This is a genomic window from Paludisphaera mucosa (assembly GCF_029589435.1).
GTDB lineage: Bacteria > Planctomycetota > Planctomycetia > Isosphaerales > Isosphaeraceae > Paludisphaera > Paludisphaera mucosa.
The window spans coordinates 168,431-185,189 of sequence record NZ_JARRAG010000002.1; the positions used below are offsets into that span (position 1 = coordinate 168,431).

Below are 16,759 nucleotides of genomic sequence, written 5' to 3' on the forward strand. Positions count from 1 at the left end.
CCGCCCGGCTCGTCGTCAGCGATTGGGAGGGCCGTCGGCCGCAGCCCGCCCCTTTTCTCTTCGCCAATCGGCGAGCCGGGCCCATAGTCCCTTTGAAGGGTTGCGTCTCGGGCCGATCGAGACCCATCGACCCGATCGAAGACGACCCGCTCCGACAAGAAGAAAACACGAGTGTCTTTCCGACGTCGACGTGCGAAATTCCGAACTTAAAGACCATCTGAATCAAGCGTTGCGTCGAATGGCTTTGTTGGCCTGGCGAGCGGACGGACCCAAATCGAAGCCGGTCCCTCAAGGGGCCCATGCCGACGAAAGCACGAATCCGGATCGCAACGCGGCGAGGTCCAGATTCGCCCATCTTCGAAACCCAAACGCCCCCCGCGCGGGCGGGGGGCGTCGTGAGGCGGCGGTCGTCGACGGCCGATCTCAGAGGTCGGTCTTGACGCTCAGGAGCTGGCGGAGGACGTACGGCAGGATGCCGCCGTTCTCGTAGTAGTGGACTTCCTGGGGGGTGTCGATGCGGACGCGGACCGGGAAGCGGGTCACGGTCCCGTCGGCCTTCTCGGCGGCGACGACCAGGGACTTGGCGGCGGCCACGCGCCGGGCGACGGACCCGTCGGGGTCCTCGATCCGGAAGATCTCCTCGCCGGTGAGGCCCAGGCTCTCGGCGTTCTGGCCGGGCTCGTACTGGAGCGGGACGATGCCCATGCCGACCAGGTTCGAACGGTGGATCCGCTCGTAGCTCTCGGCGATGACGGCCGAGATGCCCAGCAGCTTGGGCCCCTTGGCGGCCCAGTCGCGCGAGGAGCCCGAGCCGTACTCCTTGCCGGCGAGGATGAACAGGGGCGTCCCCGCGGCCTGGTACTTCACCGAGGCGTCGAAGATGCTCATGACCTCGTCGTCGGGGAGGTAGCGGGTCCAGCCCCCCTCGGTGCCCGGGGCGAGCTTGTTCCGCAGCCGGATGTTGGCGAACGTCCCCCGGACCATGACCTCGTGGTTCCCCCGGCGCGAGCCGTAGGAGTTGAAGTCGGCCGGCTTGACGCCGTGGGCGATCAGGTAGCGGCCGGCGGGGCCGTCGGCCTTGATCGAGCCGGCGGGCGAGATGTGGTCGGTCGTAATGCTGTCGCCCAGGACGGCCAGGACCCGCGCGCCTTCGATCGGCTTCGGCGGGGTCGGCTGAAGCTGCATGCCCACGAAGTAGGGCGGGTTCTGGACGTAGGTCGAGTCGTCCTCCCAGGCGAAGAGATCCCCCTGGGGCGTGGGGAGGCCCTGCCACTGGGGGTCGCCGTCGAACACGGCGCTGTATTCCTTGTGGAACTGGTCGGACTTCACCGAGGCCATGACCGTGTCGTGGACCTCCTGCTGGGTCGGCCAGACGTCCTTGAGGAAGACGGGCTCGCCCTGCCTGTCGAGGCCGAGCGGCTCGACGGCGAGGTCGACGTCCATGGTGCCGGCGAGGGCGTAGGCGACGACCAGGGGCGGCGAGGCCAGGTAGTTGGCCCGCACGTCGGCGTTGATCCGGCCCTCGAAGTTGCGGTTGCCGCTCAGGACGGCGACGGCGACGAGGTCCTTCTTCTGGATCGTGTCGGAGATGTCGGCCGGCAGCGGGCCCGAGTTGCCGATGCAGGTCGTGCAGCCGTAGCCGACCGTGTTGAACCGCAGGCGGTCGAGGTACGTGTCGAGGCCGGCGAACTTGAGGTACTCGGTGACGACCTTCGACCCCGGGGCGAGGCTCGCCTTGACCCAGGGCTTGGTCTCCAGCCCGCGCTCGACGGCCTTCTTGGCGACCAGCCCGGCGGCCAGCATGACCGAGGGGTTCGAGGTGTTGGTGCAGCTCGTGATGGCGGCGATCACGACCGAGCCGTGCTTGAGGTCGCTCCCCTCGCCGTTCGTGTCGACCTCGGCCTGATCGGCCGGCTTGACCTTGGCGGGCCGGGCCTCGACCATCTCCTTCAGGGCGGCCTCGAAGGCCGGCTTGGAGTTGCTGAGCGCGACGCGGTCCTGGGGCCGGCGGGGGCCGGCGATGCTGGGCTCGACGGTCGAGAGGTCGAGCGACAGGGTGTCGGTGTAATCGGGCGCGGGCGTGTTCAGCTCGTGGAACATGCCCTGGGCCTTGTAGTACTCCTCGACCAGGCGGATCGCGGCCTCGGGGCGGCCCGAGAGGCGGAGGTAGCGGATCGTCTCGGCGTCGACCGGGAAGATGCCGCAGGTCGCGCCGTATTCGGGGGCCATGTTGGCGATCGTCGCCCGGTCGGCCAGCGGCAGGTGCATCAGGCCGGGGCCGTAGAACTCGACGAACTTGCCGACCACGCCCTTCTTGCGGAGCATCTGGGTGACGGTCAGCACCAGGTCGGTGGCCGTGGCGCCCTCGGGGAGCTTGCCCGAGAGCATGAAGCCGACGACCTGGGGGACGAGCATGGAGACCGGCTGGCCCAGCATCGCGGCCTCGGCCTCGATGCCGCCGACGCCCCAGCCCAGCACGCCCAGGCCGTTGATCATCGTCGTGTGCGAGTCGGTGCCGACGAGCGTGTCGGGGTACGCCGTCGCGCCCTCGGCGGCCTCGTCGTCGACCATCACCACGCGGGCGAGGTACTCCAGGTTCACCTGGTGGACGATCCCGGTGTCGGGCGGGACGACCTTGAAGTTGTCGAACGCGTTCTGGCCCCACCGCAGGAAGGCGTAGCGCTCGCGGTTGCGGGCGAACTCCAGCTCGGCGTTGACGATCAGGGCGCGGGAGGTGCCGGCCTCGTCGACCTGGACCGAGTGGTCGATCACCAGCTCGACCGGCTGCAGCGGGTTGATCCGCCGGGGGTCGCCGCCCAGGGTCTTCACGGCGTCGCGCATGGCGGCCAGGTCGACCACGGCGGGGACGCCCGTGAAGTCCTGCAGGAGCACGCGGCTGGGCCGGAAGGCGATCTCGCGGTCGGGGTCGGCCTTGGGATCCCACTGCGCCAGGGCGCGGACGTCGTCCGCGGTGACGGTCGAGCCGTCCTCGAAGCGGAGCAGGTTCTCCAGCAGCACCTTGAGCGAGAACGGCAGGCGCGAGGCGTCCAGGCCGTGGTCGGCCAGCGCGCCCAGGCGGTAATACTGGTAGGTCCGACCGTCCACGGACAGCGGCGCCTGAGCGCCGAACGACTTGGGCATCGCCCGTCCCTTCGATACATGCGGAGGCCCCCGTCCGATCCGGGAGGGGGCCTCGGGTTGATTCCGTCGGTGCGAGGGCGAGGCGACCGGGGCCGGCCGGGCGCGGTCGACGCGCCCGGCCGCGGCCTCGCCTTCGGGATCATCCCACAAATTGTATGGGAAGCGGCCCCGGGACCAAACCCATTTCCGCCCCGCGGTCGAGGAACAGCTTGACCGCCTCGCGGCCCTCGGGGCCGTAGTCGACCGTCCGCTGGTTGACGTACATCCCCACGAACTCGTCGGCGAGGGCGGGGTCGAGGTCGCGGGCGTAGGTCAGGGCGTAGTCGAGCGCCTCTTTGCGGTGGTCCAGGGCGTACTGGATGCTCTCCTTGAGGAGCCGGGCGATCTTCGCGATCAGCTCGTCGCCCAGGTCCTTGCGGACGACGTTGCCCCCCAGCGGCAGCGGCAGGCCGCGGTTCTCTTCGTTCCACCAGACGCCCAGGTCGAGGACCTGGTGCAGGCCCTTCTCCTGATAGTAGAGCTGGCCCTCGTGGATGATCACGCCGGCCGCGACCTCGCCGGAGGCGACCGCCGGCAGGACGGCGTCGAACTCCATCTGGACGACCGGGACGTCCTTGCCGAGGCAGAGCTGCAGCGCCAGGAAGGCCGAGGTCATCGTGCCGGGGACGGCGATCGTCTTGCCCTTGAGCTGCTCCAGCGTCATGGGCTCGCGGGTCACGATCTTGGGGCCGTAACCCTCGCCCATGCTCGCGCCCGAGGCCAGCAGGGCGTATTTGTCGGCGACGTAGGCGAAGGCGTGGATGCTGATCGCCGAGACTTCCAGCTCGCCGGCCATCGCCCGCTTGTTGAGGGTCTGGATGTCTTCGAGCTGGTGCACGAAGCGGAGCCCGCCGGTGTCGATGCGGTCGTGGGTCAGGGCGTAGAACATGAAGGCGTCGTCGGAGTCGGGGCTGTGGCCGACCCGGATGATCGTCTCGCCGGTGCTCATCGAAGGGCCTTTCTCGGACGGGGACGGGGGGCGTCGCCCGGGAAAAACACGCCGGCCCCGGTCGCCCTGGGGAGGGCGCCGGAGCCGGCGGGGGAAGCGGAGGAAGTTCTCACGACGGGCGGGGGCCTGTCACTGGCCGGGCTTGACCGCGGCCGCGGCCGCCGCCGGGGCCTGGGCCGGCGCCAGCGCGGGGCCGCGCGCGGCCGGGGGTCGGCGCGGGGGCGGAGGTGGTCTCGCCGCCGCCGACGCCCAGCATCTCGATGGCGTCGAACGGGTCGACCGTGTTGTCGGCCTCGGCCGCCGCCAGCAGGTCCTTGAACGGCATGGTGTCGGGGACCGGCTCGCCGAGCTGCCGCAGGACGCGGACGTAGCGCTTGACGACCAGGCCCGTGTCCTTCTTGTTCAGGTCGTCCTCGCGGTAGGTCGGGAAGTTCTTGAGGTTCTCGTTCCAGATGGCCAGGCCGTCGTGGAACTTGCCCGAGGCCAGCGCGAAGTCGCCGGTCTTGTAGGCCTTGGTCCCCTCGTAGAAGAGCTGGCGGGCGCTGACCCCTTCGGGGGTCATCTCGGCCTGGCACCGCTCCTTCCAGTAGCGGTAGTTCATCTGGTCGGCCCAGCGGTTGGTCCAGTACTGGCCGTTCTCGGTGAGGGTCTTGTAGCGCTCGGGGACGGTGGCGTCGTCGAGCCGGACCTCGTCGCGGACCAGCTTGCCGTCGCGCATGACCTCGTTGTGCGACATGAACATGTGCGAGCCGAACTCGACCCATTCCTTGAGGGCCTTCGCCCACTCGTTCTTGGCGACCTCGCCGAAGGTGGCCTCGATGCCGGTCATGCTCATCTTCTCGAGGGCCGCGGCGTAGTGGGTCTGGGCGTGCGAGGGCATCGAGCGGAAGGCGATGTCGTCGGCCCGGCCCTTGCGCTGGGGGCTGCGGTCGACGTACTGGATGGTGTCGGCCGTGCCGCCGCCGAGCCGGGTGCCGCCCTCGTCGACGAGCTTCACGGCGCGGCTGAACCAGCCGTAGCCGAGCTGGAAGTTGTCGTTGCGGACGACCTCCTGGCCGGTCTCGGGGTCGCGGTAGGTCTTGAAGGCCTCGTCCTCGTCGTCGCGGAAGAGGCGGCGGAGGATGATCGACTCGTCCGAGAAGCCCAGCTTGTGGTAGTAGAACCAGGCGGTGTCCCAGATCAGGTCGGGCGACCGCTGGTTGTTCTCGACGCCCTTCTGGACGAACTTGATCCCCTGCTTGATCCACTCGTACTTGTCTTCGGGGGCGTCCCACTCGACGGAGACGTTGTAGGCCAGGTTCCAGCCCTGGAAGGTCCAGATCGAGAGGAAGTGGGGCTGGAGCTTGGTGATCAGGTCGACCGTGGCCTTGAGGCGGTCCCAGTCGTGGTTCTTCTTGTAGTCCTCGGCCTGGATCCACAGGTAGTTGGCGACGATGCCGCGGAACCCGCCGAGCAGGAACAGCTTCATCATGAAGCTGCCGGTGTCGATCTGGCCGATGGCGGCCTCGCCGAGGTCCTTCTCGGTCTTCACCCGGTTGAGCCACTGGGTGTAGGGATACATCGCGCTGAAGAGCAGCACGATGACCAGGCCGTAGATGATCTTCTTGGTCTGGTTGGACGGCCTCATGCGGCCACCTCGCGATTCTTGAGGATGAAGTATCCGGCGATGGAGAAAGGCAGGGCGTACGCCAGGGCGAGCAGCGTGTTCGAGACCATCAGCCGCCAGTCGACCGCGAAGCCGTCGGCGACCGTGTTGGTGACGTCCAATACCTGGAAGTTGGGGACGACGTAGACCAGCATCGACATCAGCGGCATCACCAGCGAGTCGAGCGACTTGGCGACCACGACGCCCGCGGTCGGCGCCAGCTCGGACATCTGGTTGTCGTGCGTGACCAGCCGGATGAGCGACTCGAACGGGCCGCCGCCCAGCACGGCCTGGCGGGTGAAGTCGATCAGGAAGCCGAAGGCGAGCTGGCCGGCGATGAAGAAGGCGATCGTCGTCAGCAGCGCCACGGGCCAGCTCAGGAAGGTGCCGGCGAACACGCCGATGGCGGTGAGCACCATGGCCTGCAGCCAGATGCCGAACAGGCCCTTCATGTAGTTGCGGCCGAAGTTGCCGTTGCTGGAGAGCAGGTACAGGTCGCTCTCGGCCATCCCCAGGTACTGGGTCGGGCTCATGCAGCGGACCTCGATCTTCAGCGAGCCCAGCGACCCCACGAGCTGCTCGGCGGGGACCTCCAGGCGGTTCGTGTAGTATTCCTTGATCGGGAAGACGTTGGCGAACTTGGCCCCGGTCGCCGAGTTGTTGACCTCGATCTCGGCGAAGACGGGCTTGCCGACCTCGCCCTTGGTCGTGCGGTAGATGTTGAACGTCATCTCGACGGTGACCGGCGGGGCGTGCAGCGCGGCGGCGTCCTCGGCCTTGCCGCCGGCGTCCAGCTCTTCGGCCCGGGCCGCGAGCGCCTCGTAGGCGGCCTTGGCGCGGTCGGAGTCGGCCTTGAGGCGGGCGATCGAGGCGTCGAGCCGGCCGGCCTGGGCGGGGGCCACGTTGGGCTGGGCCTTCTCCTGCTCGGCCGCGGCGACCTGCGCCTGCAGCTCCAGCATCTTGTTCTGCTCGGCCTCGACGGTCCCGTCCGGGAGGAACTGGGCGACGTCGATGCGGCGGTCGAGGAGGATGGGCCGGTTGGGGGGCGAGAACGGGTCGGGGACCACGCCGAACCGCCAGATGGCCGTCGCCGCGGTGGCGCCCTCGATGTGGCTTCGGGGCTCCTTCATCGACTGCTCCTGGCCGACGTCGATCCCCATCGCGTGGGGCGTCCCCTTGGAGTCGAGGAACGAGAGCGAGCCCTTGACCGGCACGCGGGCCGCCATGCGCGAGGCGAGCTGGCCGGCCTGCTCGCGGAGCTGGTTGGCGTCGCGGGTGCGGCCGTCGGCCTCGGCCTTCTCGGCCGCCGCGACGGTGCGGTCGATCTGGCCCTTCACGGTCCGCCAGAGGTAGGCCAGGCTGACGCCGCCGAAGACGGCGACCAGGACCGTCACCAGGGCCATGAAGCCGAGCATCCGGCCCCAGATGATCTCGATCCGCCGCACCGGCTTGGTGACGACGGTGTAGATCGTCTGCTGCTGGATGTCGGTCGGCAGGCTGATGGGGGCGAGGATCGTCACCATCGCGGTGAGCAGCAGCGAGCAGAGGAGCGTGAGCGTGCCGACGTAGAGCCGGCCCATCTCGGCCGCCCGCGGCGGCTGGAGGAACCAGTGGGTGAACGCCAGCACCATCCCGAAGACGATGACGACGACCCAGGGGGCCCACATCTTGCGGTTCGACTCGTAGAGGGTCACGCGGGCGATGGCGTAGAGCCGCCGGGCGCGGACCGAGGCCAGCTCGCCGAGCAAAAGCGACGCCACCCGGGCCAGGACGACGAAGCCCATGTAGGTGATGCTCAGCCGGGCCCCGTAGACGAGGCCGTCGGTCAGGCGGCTCGTGGGTGAGCCGATGATCTGCGGCAGGAGCTGCACCTGCGCCATGACCAGGCCGACGCCCAGGCCCAGCAGGAAGGCCAGGCCGAGGCCGACGAGGACCAGGTAGTCGACCCGCGCGCCCAGCCGGCCGATGGCCCGCGAGACGCCGACGAGGATCCACACCCCCAGGAAGACGGCGGCCGTGAACGCCATGAGGGTGGTCAGGGGCAACGGGCCGGCCGAGAAGGCCCGGATCCACTTCTCCGTCTCCATCACCTGGACGAAGACGGTCGCCGGGATCAGCAGAAGGGCGGCCAGGCCGAGGAAGTCGTACCACTTGCCGACGCCGACGAACCGCTCCTTGATCGCCGTGACGACCCAGTAGCCGACCCAGCCGATGAGCGAGAGCAGGCCGACCGCCTTGACCCAGGTCAGCAGGCCGCCGAGCAGGCCGGCGAGGCTCAGGCTGGGCTCGCCCGCGAGGAAGAACCAGATCAGGGCGTTGCGGAGGCCCTCGGAGATTTCGGGCGGCGGCAGGGGCGGCGGCGTGGCCGCGGGCGCGGCCGCCTGGGCCCAGAGGAGGGGCCAGCTAAGGAACGCGGACATCGGTGGGGTTGCTCCTCGGTGCCGGACGGGTCGCGTCCGTGGCCCGGGACGCCGAGGCTCCGCGACCGGGCCGCGAGGGGTCCGTCGGGGGCCGGGCTCGACGCCGGGCGTTGCGAATGACGGGGATGAATCGGGACTTCACGCGATCACGACGAGGCCGATCGACGGGACGGACGGGTTCGCGCCGGGCCCGAGGGGGCCCGGGCGTCGTCCGCGACTCAGGAGGACTTGGCGGCCGCCTCGGCCAGCTCCGCGGCGGTCGGCGCGGCGGTCGCCGCGACCTTGCGGCGGCCGGGGTGCAGCTCGCTCTCGCGGACGATCCGCAGGAAGAGCTCCTCCAGGGTCGTGGTCGGGTGGTCGATCGTGATCTGCTCGCCGCCGTGGCGGGCGATCAGCTCGCGGATCTCCTGCAGGGCCTCGGGGGCGAGGTTGCGGGCCTTGATCTGGGTGACGTCCTGGACCGTCAACAGGTCGGTGACCTTGCCCAGCTCCTTCAGCTCGCCGCGGTGGAGGATCGCGATGCGGTCGCAGATGTCCTGCATGTCGGCCAAGAGGTGGCCCGAGAGGACGACCGTCTTGCCCTGCTCGCGAAGCTCGCGGATCAGCTCCTTGATCTCGGCCGTGCCGATCGGGTCGAGGCCCGAGGTCGGCTCGTCGAGGAGGATCAGCTCGGGGTTGTTGATGAGCGCCTGGGCCAGGCCGATCCGGCGCTGCATGCCCTTGGAGTACTCGCGGAGCTGGCGGTGCTTGGCCGCCGTGAGGCCGACCATGTCGATGAGCTGGCCGACCCGCTTGTTCCGCTCCGAGGCCGGCATCTTGAACAGCCGGCCGTAGAACTGGAGCGTCTCCTCGGCGTTGAGGAACTTGTAGAGGTACGTCTCCTCGGGCAGGTAGCCGATCCGCTCGTTCTTGGAGACGTTGGAGGTGGGCTCGTTGAAGATCCGGGCCTCGCCCTCGGTCGGGAAGAGCAGCCCGAGCAAAAGCTTGATCGTCGTCGTCTTGCCCGAGCCGTTGGGGCCCAGGAGTCCGAAAATCTCGCCGCGGTGGACCTGGAGGTCGAGGGCCTTGAGGGCCTGGACCTTGGGCCGTCCCCAGAAGTCGCGATAAACCTTGGTCAGATTCCGCGTCTCGATGATGACTTCGGAACTCATGGAAGACGGAGCCTCAACTCGGGGTGGAACTCGGAAAGGGGAAGCCGATCGACGCCCCGGGGGCGGGCGAGGTCGGCCGAGGCCGTTGTCGGGGACGATCCGACGATGCTCAAGAATACTCGATGGATGAGGGCGAATGTCCCTGGCGCGACGACCGCGACGCGTCCGTCGCGCACGTGGAATCGGCGGGGCGGCCGGACGAACCCCCCGACGGCTCGAAAACGCGTCGACGCCGGGCCCGCGGTCGGGCCGGCGTCGGGCCGCTCGCGGGGCCTCGGCGAATCATCGCTTGGGGGTGCTACGACGCCGCGGGCCGAAAGGTTCGCTCACTTTCCCGGCGCCGACTTCGGAGCGGCGTCGGCGGGGTGCGACCCGGACGGATCGATCCTAAAGAAATGGCAGGACGATGGCAAGCGCCGCCGACGGCGGCGAGGTCGCCGGATCCCGGCGTGGGCCGCCGGGATCCGGGGCGAAGACCCGGCGATCAGGGGGTCAGGCCGGTGCCGCCCGAGGCCGGCAGCGGCGGCGCGGCGACCCGGCCCCGCAGCGTCGGCACGGCGCTGGTGGGCTTGGAGCCGTCCATCGACGTGTACGGCTGGACCGGCGACGTCGAGGAGTCGAGCGGCTCGCCGCCCGCCGGGTGCTCGCCCCCCGCGCCCGCGAAGGGCAGGTAGCGCTGGCCGCGGTTCACGTACGGGTTGTAGTCCGTCCCGGGGAACATCTGGATCGGCGGGACCGCATAATAGCGCGGGAAGTAGTAGTCGGAGGTCCGGTCGGCCCCCAGGGGGAGATAGGGGGCGGGCGAATACCAGCCGGCGTTGTACGGGTCGCCGTTGGGGAAGCCGTAGCCGTCGCCGGGGCCGGGGGGGAGGATCCAGCCCCCCGAGCGGCCGTGGCCGCCCTGGTGCTGATGCACCTGATGGTGGTGGTGGCCCTGCCTCTGGGCGCATCCCTCGCAGGCGGGGCCCTGCCCCACGCCGCCGACGGCCAGCGCCAACCCCAACGTCATGATCGCGGCGGTCATCTTCGATCCTCCTTGTCGAACCCGTCGAAAAGCGCGCGAACCCCCGCCTCCGGGCGAGACTCCAGGAGACTCTAGCACGCGCTCAGGCCCGGGGCGGGGAAACCCGGTCGGCTTCTCTTCCCGGCGCCCGTCGCGGACGCTACGATCGACCCGTCGCCCGCGACCGAAACAGCCCGCGCCTCGGATGCCGCCGTCATGATCCTGCTGATCGACAACTACGACTCCTTCACCTACAACCTCGTCCAGCGCCTCGGCGAGATCGACCCCGGCGTCGACCTGGAAGTGGTCCGCAACGATCAGATCACGATCGACGACATCGAGAGCCGGCATCCCTCGCACCTGATCATCTCGCCCGGCCCCTGCACCCCCCGCGAGGCCGGGATCTCGAACGACGTCATCCGCGCCTTCGCCCCCCGGATCCCCCTTTTGGGCGTCTGCCTCGGCCACCAGTGCATGGGCCACACCTTCGGCGCGGAAGTCGTCCGGGCCGGCCGGATCATGCACGGCAAGACCTCGATGATCCACCACGACGGCAAGGGGCTGTATCAGGGGGTCTCGAACCCGTTCCAGGCGACCCGCTACCACAGCCTGATCATCCAGCCCGGCACGCTCCCCGAGGAGCTGGAAGTCGTCGCCCAAACCGAGGAGGGCGAGATCATGGGGGTCCGCCACAAGACGTACCCCATGGAAGGCGTGCAGTACCACCCCGAGAGCTTCCTGACGCTCGAAGGGATCAAGCTGCTGCGGAACTTCCTCGAATGGCAGGCGTGAGCCCGGATCGGATCGGGCCCGGCGAGGCGACGACATGCTGAGAGTCCCGGAAGCCCTCGCCCGCGTGCTCGAACACGCCGCGCCCCTCCCGGTCGCCGAACGGCCGCTCGAAAACTGCCTCGGCCGGCGGCTCGCCGCCGACGTCTGGGCCGACGCCGACCAGCCGCCGTTCGACAAGGCCCTCGTCGACGGCTTCGCCGTCCGCTGCGAAGACCTGGAAGGCCTCCCGAAGCGCCTCCGACTGGGCGAGACGATCCTCGCCGGCCAGGTCCCTTCGCGACCCCTCGCACCGGGCGAGGCGGCGACGATCATGACCGGAGCCCCCCTGCCCTCGAACGCCGACGCCGTCGTCATGGTCGAGCGCACGGCCCCCGGCTTCGACTCGGTCGAGATCCTCGAACAGGCGATCAAGCCGGGAATGAACCGGCTGCCGCGAGGCCGCGTCTACCGCGCCGGGGACCGGCTGCTGGAAGGCGGGGTCGAGCTGACGCCGGCGCGGATGGGCCTGCTCGCGGCGGCCGGGGCGAGCCGGGTTCGCATCGTCGATTGGACCCGGTCGGCCGTCGTCCCCACCGGCGACGAGCTCGTCGACTTCCGCGAAGTCCCGGGTCCGGGCCGGATCCGCAACTCGAACGCCCTGATGCTCGAAACGCTGCTGGCCCGCCGCGGCCTGGCGTCCTGGACCTCGCCCATCCTCCGCGACGAGGCCGACGTGCTCCGCAACGGCCTGAAGCGGGCGCTCGAGCTGGACGTGGTACTGGTGATCGGCGGCGTCTCGGCCGGCCAGAAGGACCTCGTGCCCGCGACGCTCCGCGAGCTGGGCGTCCGCGAGGTCTTCCACAAGGTCCGGATCAAGCCCGGCAAGCCGCTCTGGTTCGGGGTCGGCCCGGCCCGTAGCGAGCGGCCCCCGGCCCTCGTCTTCGGGCTCCCGGGCAACCCGCTGAGCGGCCTGGTGAACTTCCTCATCTTCGTCGCCCCGGCGCTCGACGTCCTCGACGGCCGGCCGGCGCGGGGGCTGGGGATCCTCCCGGCGTACTCGGCCGTGCGGCTGGAGCACCGCAGCGACCTGGAGACCTACCTGCCCGTGCGGATCGTCGACGCGCATCGCACGCCGACCGCCCCGCCCACCGTCGAGCCCGTCGATTACGGCGGGTCGGCCGACCTGGCCTCGGTCGTCCGCGCCGACGGCTTCCTCGTCCTCCCCGACCGCGAGACGACGGTCGAGCCAGGTGAAATTGTCGGTTTCCTGCCTTTGGATTAAGGTACAGGCCCGACCGACCCGACCTGGAACCGCCCGGAAGGACGCCGACATGAACGTGGCAGAGGAACGACGGCTCAGCCTGAGCGAGCGGACGTCGCGGCACCCGATCGGGGCCGGCGCGCTCTCGGGCCTGGCTCTCTGGGCCGCCTTCCCGCCGATGGAGTGGAGCTGGCTGGCCTGGGTGGCGCTCGCCCCCCTCTTCCGCCTGGTCGTCGAGCCGACCGCCCGCTGGCGGGTCTACCTGGGGGCGTGGGCCGGCGGCCTGGTCTTCTGGCTGGCGAGCCTGCAATGGGTCCGCCTGACCGACGCCACCGCGTGGATCGCCTGGGTGACCATGGCCCTGATCTTCTCGGCCTGGTGGCCGGCCTTCCTGGGGCTGACGCGGTACGCCGTCTTCGGGCTCAAGATCCCGCTGCTGATGGCCGCGCCGATCTTGTGGGTGGGGTTCGAGCACTCTCGATCGTTCATCCTGTCCGGGTTCCCCTGGTACTACCTGGGCCACTCCCAGTTCCAGGCGATCCCCCTGATCCAGATCGCCGACGTGACCGGGGCGCTCGGCGTCAGCTTCCTGATCGCGATGGTCAACGCCCTGGCGGTCGACCTGCTCTCGCTGCCTTTGCTCCACCAGACGGCCGCCGGAGCGCGGCTGCGGCCGCGGCAGAAGCTCCGGCTCGGGATCGTCGTCGGGGCGGTGGCGGCGACGCTGGCCTACGGTTCGTATCGCGTCGCCAACGCCCGGTTCGTCGACGGCCCCCGGCTGGCCCTGCTCCAGACCAATTTCGAACAGCGCTACAAGTCCAACGCCGACCCGATGAAGATCCTCACCCGGATCGAGGCCCTGGTGCTGAAGGCCGCCGCCCGCGACCCCAGGCCCGACCTCATCGTCTGGCCCGAGACGTCGTACCCCTACGGGATGATCGCCGTCGACCCTGCGATTTCCGCCGACGCCTTCGGCCTCCAGGTGCGGCAGATCTCCGATCAGATCACGGTCGCCGAGTGGCGGGACAAAAAGCAGAAGGTCGACGACTACATCCACGCCATGGTCGACTCCGTGGGCGTGCCGATGCTGATCGGCGTCCTCCGCCACGACCACCGCCCCGACGGCCTCCGCAAGTACAACTCCGCGATCCTCGCCGCCCCCCTCGTCCGGGCCTTCCAGGTTTACAACAAGATCCAGCTCGTGCCGTTCGGCGAGTACATCCCGCTGCTCGAAGCCCTCCCCTGGCTGACGGTCTTCACCCCCTACCGCAACGGCTACGTCCCCAGCCTGACCTTCGGCGAGGAGGCGAACGCGCTCGAACTCGGGCCCTACCGGATCGCCGTCGGCATCTGCTACGAGGACACCGTCCCGCCCCTGATCCGCCGGTTCTTCCGCGAGGCCCCCGACGGCCGCCAGCCCGACGTCCTGGTCGACATGTCCAACGACGGCTGGTTCCACGGCTCGGCCGAGCTGGACATGCACCTCGCGGTCAGCGTCTTCCGCTCGATCGAGAACCGGGTGCCACTGGCCCGCGCCGTCAACACCGGGCTGTCGGCCCTGATCGACGGCGATGGCCGGATTTTGGAGGTCCTCCCCCGGGACACCGAAGGCGTCCTCTCGACCCGCGTTCCGCTGGATCCCCGCACCAGCCTGTACACGGCCTGGGGCGACTGGCTCGGCCTGGCCTGCCTGGCCGTGGCCGTCGGACTGGTCCCGACGGGATTCCTCTACAAGAAGATCCGCCCCGCGGCCCTCCGGCTCGCCTGAACATTCGCCCGTTCGCCCTTTATCTCCAGACTGCGCCGTTTGCCTTTGTTCCAGTCGTGGGGTAGATTTTGGGCAAGTTGCGCCGACGATCGCGAGAGTCGATTTCTCGTGTGGCTTTCTCGTGTTCCGACATGAGTGGGGCTTGTCGTTCCGGGCGACGCGGCATTACATTCGAATGAGGGAAAAGCCCCCACGGCCCGGCGTCGGCGGGGGGTCCCGCCATATCTCCAGGGATTACCACGGTCCAGCCCAATCCCGCCTTAGACGCACGGCGGATACGTCGCGCGGGTGGTTGGCCGGCCGTCTTACTTTGAATGGTAGGATGGGACCATGACTACCGTCGGAAAGATACTCGTCCTCTTCATCATGGCCTTCTCGCTCATCCTGAGCGCGATTTCTTCGGTGGCGTTCACCACGTCGAAGAACTGGAAGGTCGCGACCGAGGCGGAGAAGAAGAAGGTCGGCGAGCTGACGACCAAGCTCAAAGACGCGGAGGCCAAGACCGCCGCCGCCCAGAAGGACATGGACACCCAGAAGGCCAACTTCGACGCCCAGGCGAAGCAGCTGAACGACAAGATCACCGCGATCGAGAACCAGAACCAGCTCGCCCAGCAGCAGATCACCACGGCCGGCGGCCAGGTGGCCACCGCCCAGCAGAACGCCAAGACCGCGCTCGAAGAGGCCGAGGCCAACCGCAAGGAGACCCTCCAGCTCCGCGAGCTGAAGTCGGCCGTCGAGCAGCAGGCGAACGAGTTCAAGCTCCACGTCGCCGAGCTGAACGACAAGATCCGCGAGATGGAGCGGGCGCTGGAGACGGCCACCAAGAACAACGGCGACCTCAAGGAGCGGGTGGCGAAGTACTCGACCCTCCTGCGGTCGCAGGGCCTGTCCGACGACATCGCCCAGATCAAGGGGATCGAGAGCCCCCCGCCGGTCGTCGGCGAGGTCACCCGGGTCGACGCGACGAACCGCAAGCTGGAAGCCTCGATCGGCTCCAACGACGGCCTCGTCCCCGGCCACGAACTGAACCTGATGCGCATGTCGCCGACCCCCGAGTACCTGGGCAAGGCGAAAGTCCTCACCGTCGACCCGAACCAGTCGGTTCTCCAGGTCATCGGCAACACTTACCAGGGCAAGAAGCTGAAGGAGGGCGACATTGTCTCGTCTACGATCAAGCCGCGCCTCTAGTTCCGGGGCGTCCCGCACCGCCTCCGCCCCCCGGGCGCGGGGCGTGCTCGTCCCCGCCGCCAAGAGCGACATCTACGTGGCCCTCCTGGGCATCTCGCTGGCCGCGATCCTCATCAGCTGCATCCTCATGGTCCTGCTGCTGATGCGGTACGACTGGAAGATCTCCGTCTCGTCGGCCGCCCCCACGCCTTCGGCCCTCGCGACCGACGTCGTCCAGCTCGCCTCGACCGCCCCCGCCGCCCTCCCGGCCCGCTGCTGACCGCCGCCCCGAATCCGACCGAATCCTCGCCCGCCCTCGCGTCGACCTTGCCGGTCGTCGGGGACGGGCGATTTTTTTGGGGAACCCTCTTTACTGTACGTGCGAACAGTATACAATGGTCGTGTAGGGAAATGACGATGGAGCCGAGATGGATCGTCGCTCGAATCGCCCGGCCGTAGGAACAGGGCGCTCGAATATCGTCGCGTTCCCAGGATTTCACGGAAAGCACGACCACCCATGTCCCAGCACATCGAGATTTTCGCGGCGCTCGCCGCCCCGTTCGCGAACGACGAGGTGCGGTCCCGGAGCCAGGGGGGCCGCGACTTCCAGTACGTGACGGCGAGGACCGTCATGAACCGCCTCGACGAGGTGCTCGGCCCCGAGAACTGGTGGGACGAGTACACGCCGATGGAGAACGCGGTCATCTGCAAGCTGTCGATCCGGCTCCCGGACGGCACGGCCTTGACCAAGAGCGACGCCGGCGGGTTCACCACCACGGCCGACACCAGCGACTACGAGAAGAGCGGCTTCTCGGACGCCTTCAAGCGCGCCGCGGTGAAGTTCGGCGTGGCCCGCTACCTCTACGGCGACGGCGTCCCGCAGTCGATCCGCGACGCCCTGATCCGCTCGCGTCGCGAGCAGCAGCAGGCCGCCCGCGAGCAGCAACAGCAGCATCAGGCCGCCGCGCCGGCCCCGGTCGCCGCCGCCCCGACCGTCGCGGAGGCCGTCGAGGCCCGCGCCGCCGAGTCGCTCCAGCCCTTGCGGCAGGCCCCGGAGGTGAGTGTGGGCGGCACCCCGCCGAAGTCGGGCAAGGCCCTGTTCGCCTGGATCAAGGAGCGTGACGAGAAGCTCGGCGTCGATCTCCTGAAGACCCTCAGCGACTGGGGCAAGAACAACCACTTCCCCGCCCGGATGGTCCAGTGGAGCGGCGAGCAGGTCGACCAGGGCCACTCGGAGGCCCTCCGCGTGCTGACCACCATGCGGTCGGAGTCGCCCGCCATGGCCGGCGCATCCCAGCGCCGCTGAGGCGGGCCCGGGGGCCGGCCCTTCAGTCGGCCCCGGCCTCCCGCCGATGAGTGCTTGTGACGGTCCGGGGGCTGCTCTACAGTGTTGGGATCGCTCCGATCGCCGCTGTCGAGCAGCCCCGGACGCGGACGCCTTTCC

12 protein-coding genes are annotated in these 16,759 nt (G+C 69.3%); 6 read left to right on the forward strand and 6 right to left on the reverse strand.

What is annotated here, in order from left to right; translation table 11 throughout:
* Window positions 1–423: 423 nt before the first annotated feature.
* From acnA to PZE19_RS10215, 6 genes are all read right to left on the reverse strand, one after another.
* Window positions 424–3,141, reverse strand: a complete 2,718-nt coding sequence (acnA, locus tag PZE19_RS10190) for an aconitate hydratase AcnA (protein ID WP_277860506.1) — start codon at window positions 3,139–3,141, stop codon at window positions 424–426.
* 139 nt (window positions 3,142–3,280) lie between these two features.
* Entirely contained in the window at window positions 3,281–4,129 is an 849-nt protein-coding gene (locus PZE19_RS10195; protein ID WP_277860507.1) for a menaquinone biosynthesis family protein, read from the reverse strand.
* Window positions 4,130–4,238: 109 nt separating this feature from the next.
* Window positions 4,239–5,756 (reverse strand): hypothetical protein, encoded by a 1,518-nt coding sequence (locus tag PZE19_RS10200; RefSeq protein WP_277860508.1) that lies wholly within the window; start codon window positions 5,754–5,756, stop codon window positions 4,239–4,241.
* Window positions 5,753–8,194 (reverse strand): ABC transporter permease, encoded by a 2,442-nt coding sequence (locus PZE19_RS10205; RefSeq protein ID WP_277860509.1) that lies wholly within the window; start codon window positions 8,192–8,194, stop codon window positions 5,753–5,755. Before PZE19_RS10205 ends, PZE19_RS10200 begins: the two co-directional genes overlap by 4 nt.
* 218 nt (window positions 8,195–8,412) lie before the next feature.
* The gene (locus tag PZE19_RS10210; RefSeq protein ID WP_277860510.1) at window positions 8,413–9,345 is read right to left on the reverse strand and encodes an ABC transporter ATP-binding protein; all 933 of its coding nucleotides are present in this window, start codon (window positions 9,343–9,345) and stop codon (window positions 8,413–8,415) included.
* A gap of 484 nt (window positions 9,346–9,829) precedes the next feature.
* Window positions 9,830–10,369, reverse strand: a complete 540-nt coding sequence (locus PZE19_RS10215; RefSeq protein WP_277860511.1) for a hypothetical protein — start codon at window positions 10,367–10,369, stop codon at window positions 9,830–9,832.
* Between the two features lie 195 nt (window positions 10,370–10,564).
* Here PZE19_RS10215 and PZE19_RS10220 point away from each other — a divergent pair, with 195 nt between their 5' ends.
* The 6 genes from PZE19_RS10220 (at window position 10,565) to PZE19_RS10245 (ending at window position 16,621) form a co-directional block, all read left to right on the forward strand.
* Complete coding sequence (locus PZE19_RS10220) at window positions 10,565–11,140, forward strand: anthranilate synthase component II (protein ID WP_277860512.1); 576 nt, start codon at window positions 10,565–10,567, stop codon at window positions 11,138–11,140.
* 34 nt (window positions 11,141–11,174) lie between these two features.
* Complete coding sequence (locus tag PZE19_RS10225; RefSeq protein WP_277860513.1) at window positions 11,175–12,401, forward strand: molybdopterin molybdotransferase MoeA; 1,227 nt, start codon at window positions 11,175–11,177, stop codon at window positions 12,399–12,401.
* A 49-nt stretch (window positions 12,402–12,450) separates the two neighbouring features.
* Complete coding sequence (gene lnt / locus PZE19_RS10230) at window positions 12,451–14,148, forward strand: apolipoprotein N-acyltransferase (RefSeq protein WP_277860514.1); 1,698 nt, start codon at window positions 12,451–12,453, stop codon at window positions 14,146–14,148.
* Between the two features lie 330 nt (window positions 14,149–14,478).
* Window positions 14,479–15,336, forward strand: coding sequence for a hypothetical protein (locus PZE19_RS10235; RefSeq protein WP_277860515.1), 858 nt, complete (start codon window positions 14,479–14,481; stop codon window positions 15,334–15,336).
* 43 nt (window positions 15,337–15,379) lie between these two features.
* Window positions 15,380–15,595: a hypothetical protein gene (locus PZE19_RS10240; RefSeq protein ID WP_277860516.1), complete on the forward strand. Its 216-nt coding sequence runs from the start codon at window positions 15,380–15,382 to the stop codon at window positions 15,593–15,595.
* A gap of 237 nt (window positions 15,596–15,832) precedes the next feature.
* Window positions 15,833–16,621, forward strand: coding sequence for a Rad52/Rad22 family DNA repair protein (locus tag PZE19_RS10245; protein ID WP_277860517.1), 789 nt, complete (start codon window positions 15,833–15,835; stop codon window positions 16,619–16,621).
* The last annotated feature ends 138 nt before the right edge of the window (window positions 16,622–16,759 follow it).

What these genes read in the sequence shown, in the direction of transcription:
- acnA (WP_277860506.1), bottom strand. Translation starts at nt 3,141, where the DNA reads ATGCCCAAGTCGTTCGGCGCTCAGGCGCCGCTGTCCGTGGACGGTCGG.
- PZE19_RS10195 (WP_277860507.1), bottom strand. Translation starts at nt 4,129, where the DNA reads ATGAGCACCGGCGAGACGATCATCCGGGTCGGCCACAGCCCCGACTCC.
- PZE19_RS10200 (WP_277860508.1), bottom strand. Translation starts at nt 5,756, where the DNA reads ATGAGGCCGTCCAACCAGACCAAGAAGATCATCTACGGCCTGGTCATC.
- PZE19_RS10205 (WP_277860509.1), bottom strand. Translation starts at nt 8,194, where the DNA reads ATGTCCGCGTTCCTTAGCTGGCCCCTCCTCTGGGCCCAGGCGGCCGCG.
- PZE19_RS10210 (WP_277860510.1), bottom strand. Translation starts at nt 9,345, where the DNA reads ATGAGTTCCGAAGTCATCATCGAGACGCGGAATCTGACCAAGGTTTAT.
- PZE19_RS10215 (WP_277860511.1), bottom strand. Translation starts at nt 10,369, where the DNA reads ATGACCGCCGCGATCATGACGTTGGGGTTGGCGCTGGCCGTCGGCGGC.
- PZE19_RS10220 (WP_277860512.1), top strand. Translation starts at nt 10,565, where the DNA reads ATGATCCTGCTGATCGACAACTACGACTCCTTCACCTACAACCTCGTC.
- PZE19_RS10225 (WP_277860513.1), top strand. Translation starts at nt 11,175, where the DNA reads ATGCTGAGAGTCCCGGAAGCCCTCGCCCGCGTGCTCGAACACGCCGCG.
- lnt (WP_277860514.1), top strand. Translation starts at nt 12,451, where the DNA reads ATGAACGTGGCAGAGGAACGACGGCTCAGCCTGAGCGAGCGGACGTCG.
- PZE19_RS10235 (WP_277860515.1), top strand. Translation starts at nt 14,479, where the DNA reads ATGACTACCGTCGGAAAGATACTCGTCCTCTTCATCATGGCCTTCTCG.
- PZE19_RS10245 (WP_277860517.1), top strand. Translation starts at nt 15,833, where the DNA reads ATGTCCCAGCACATCGAGATTTTCGCGGCGCTCGCCGCCCCGTTCGCG.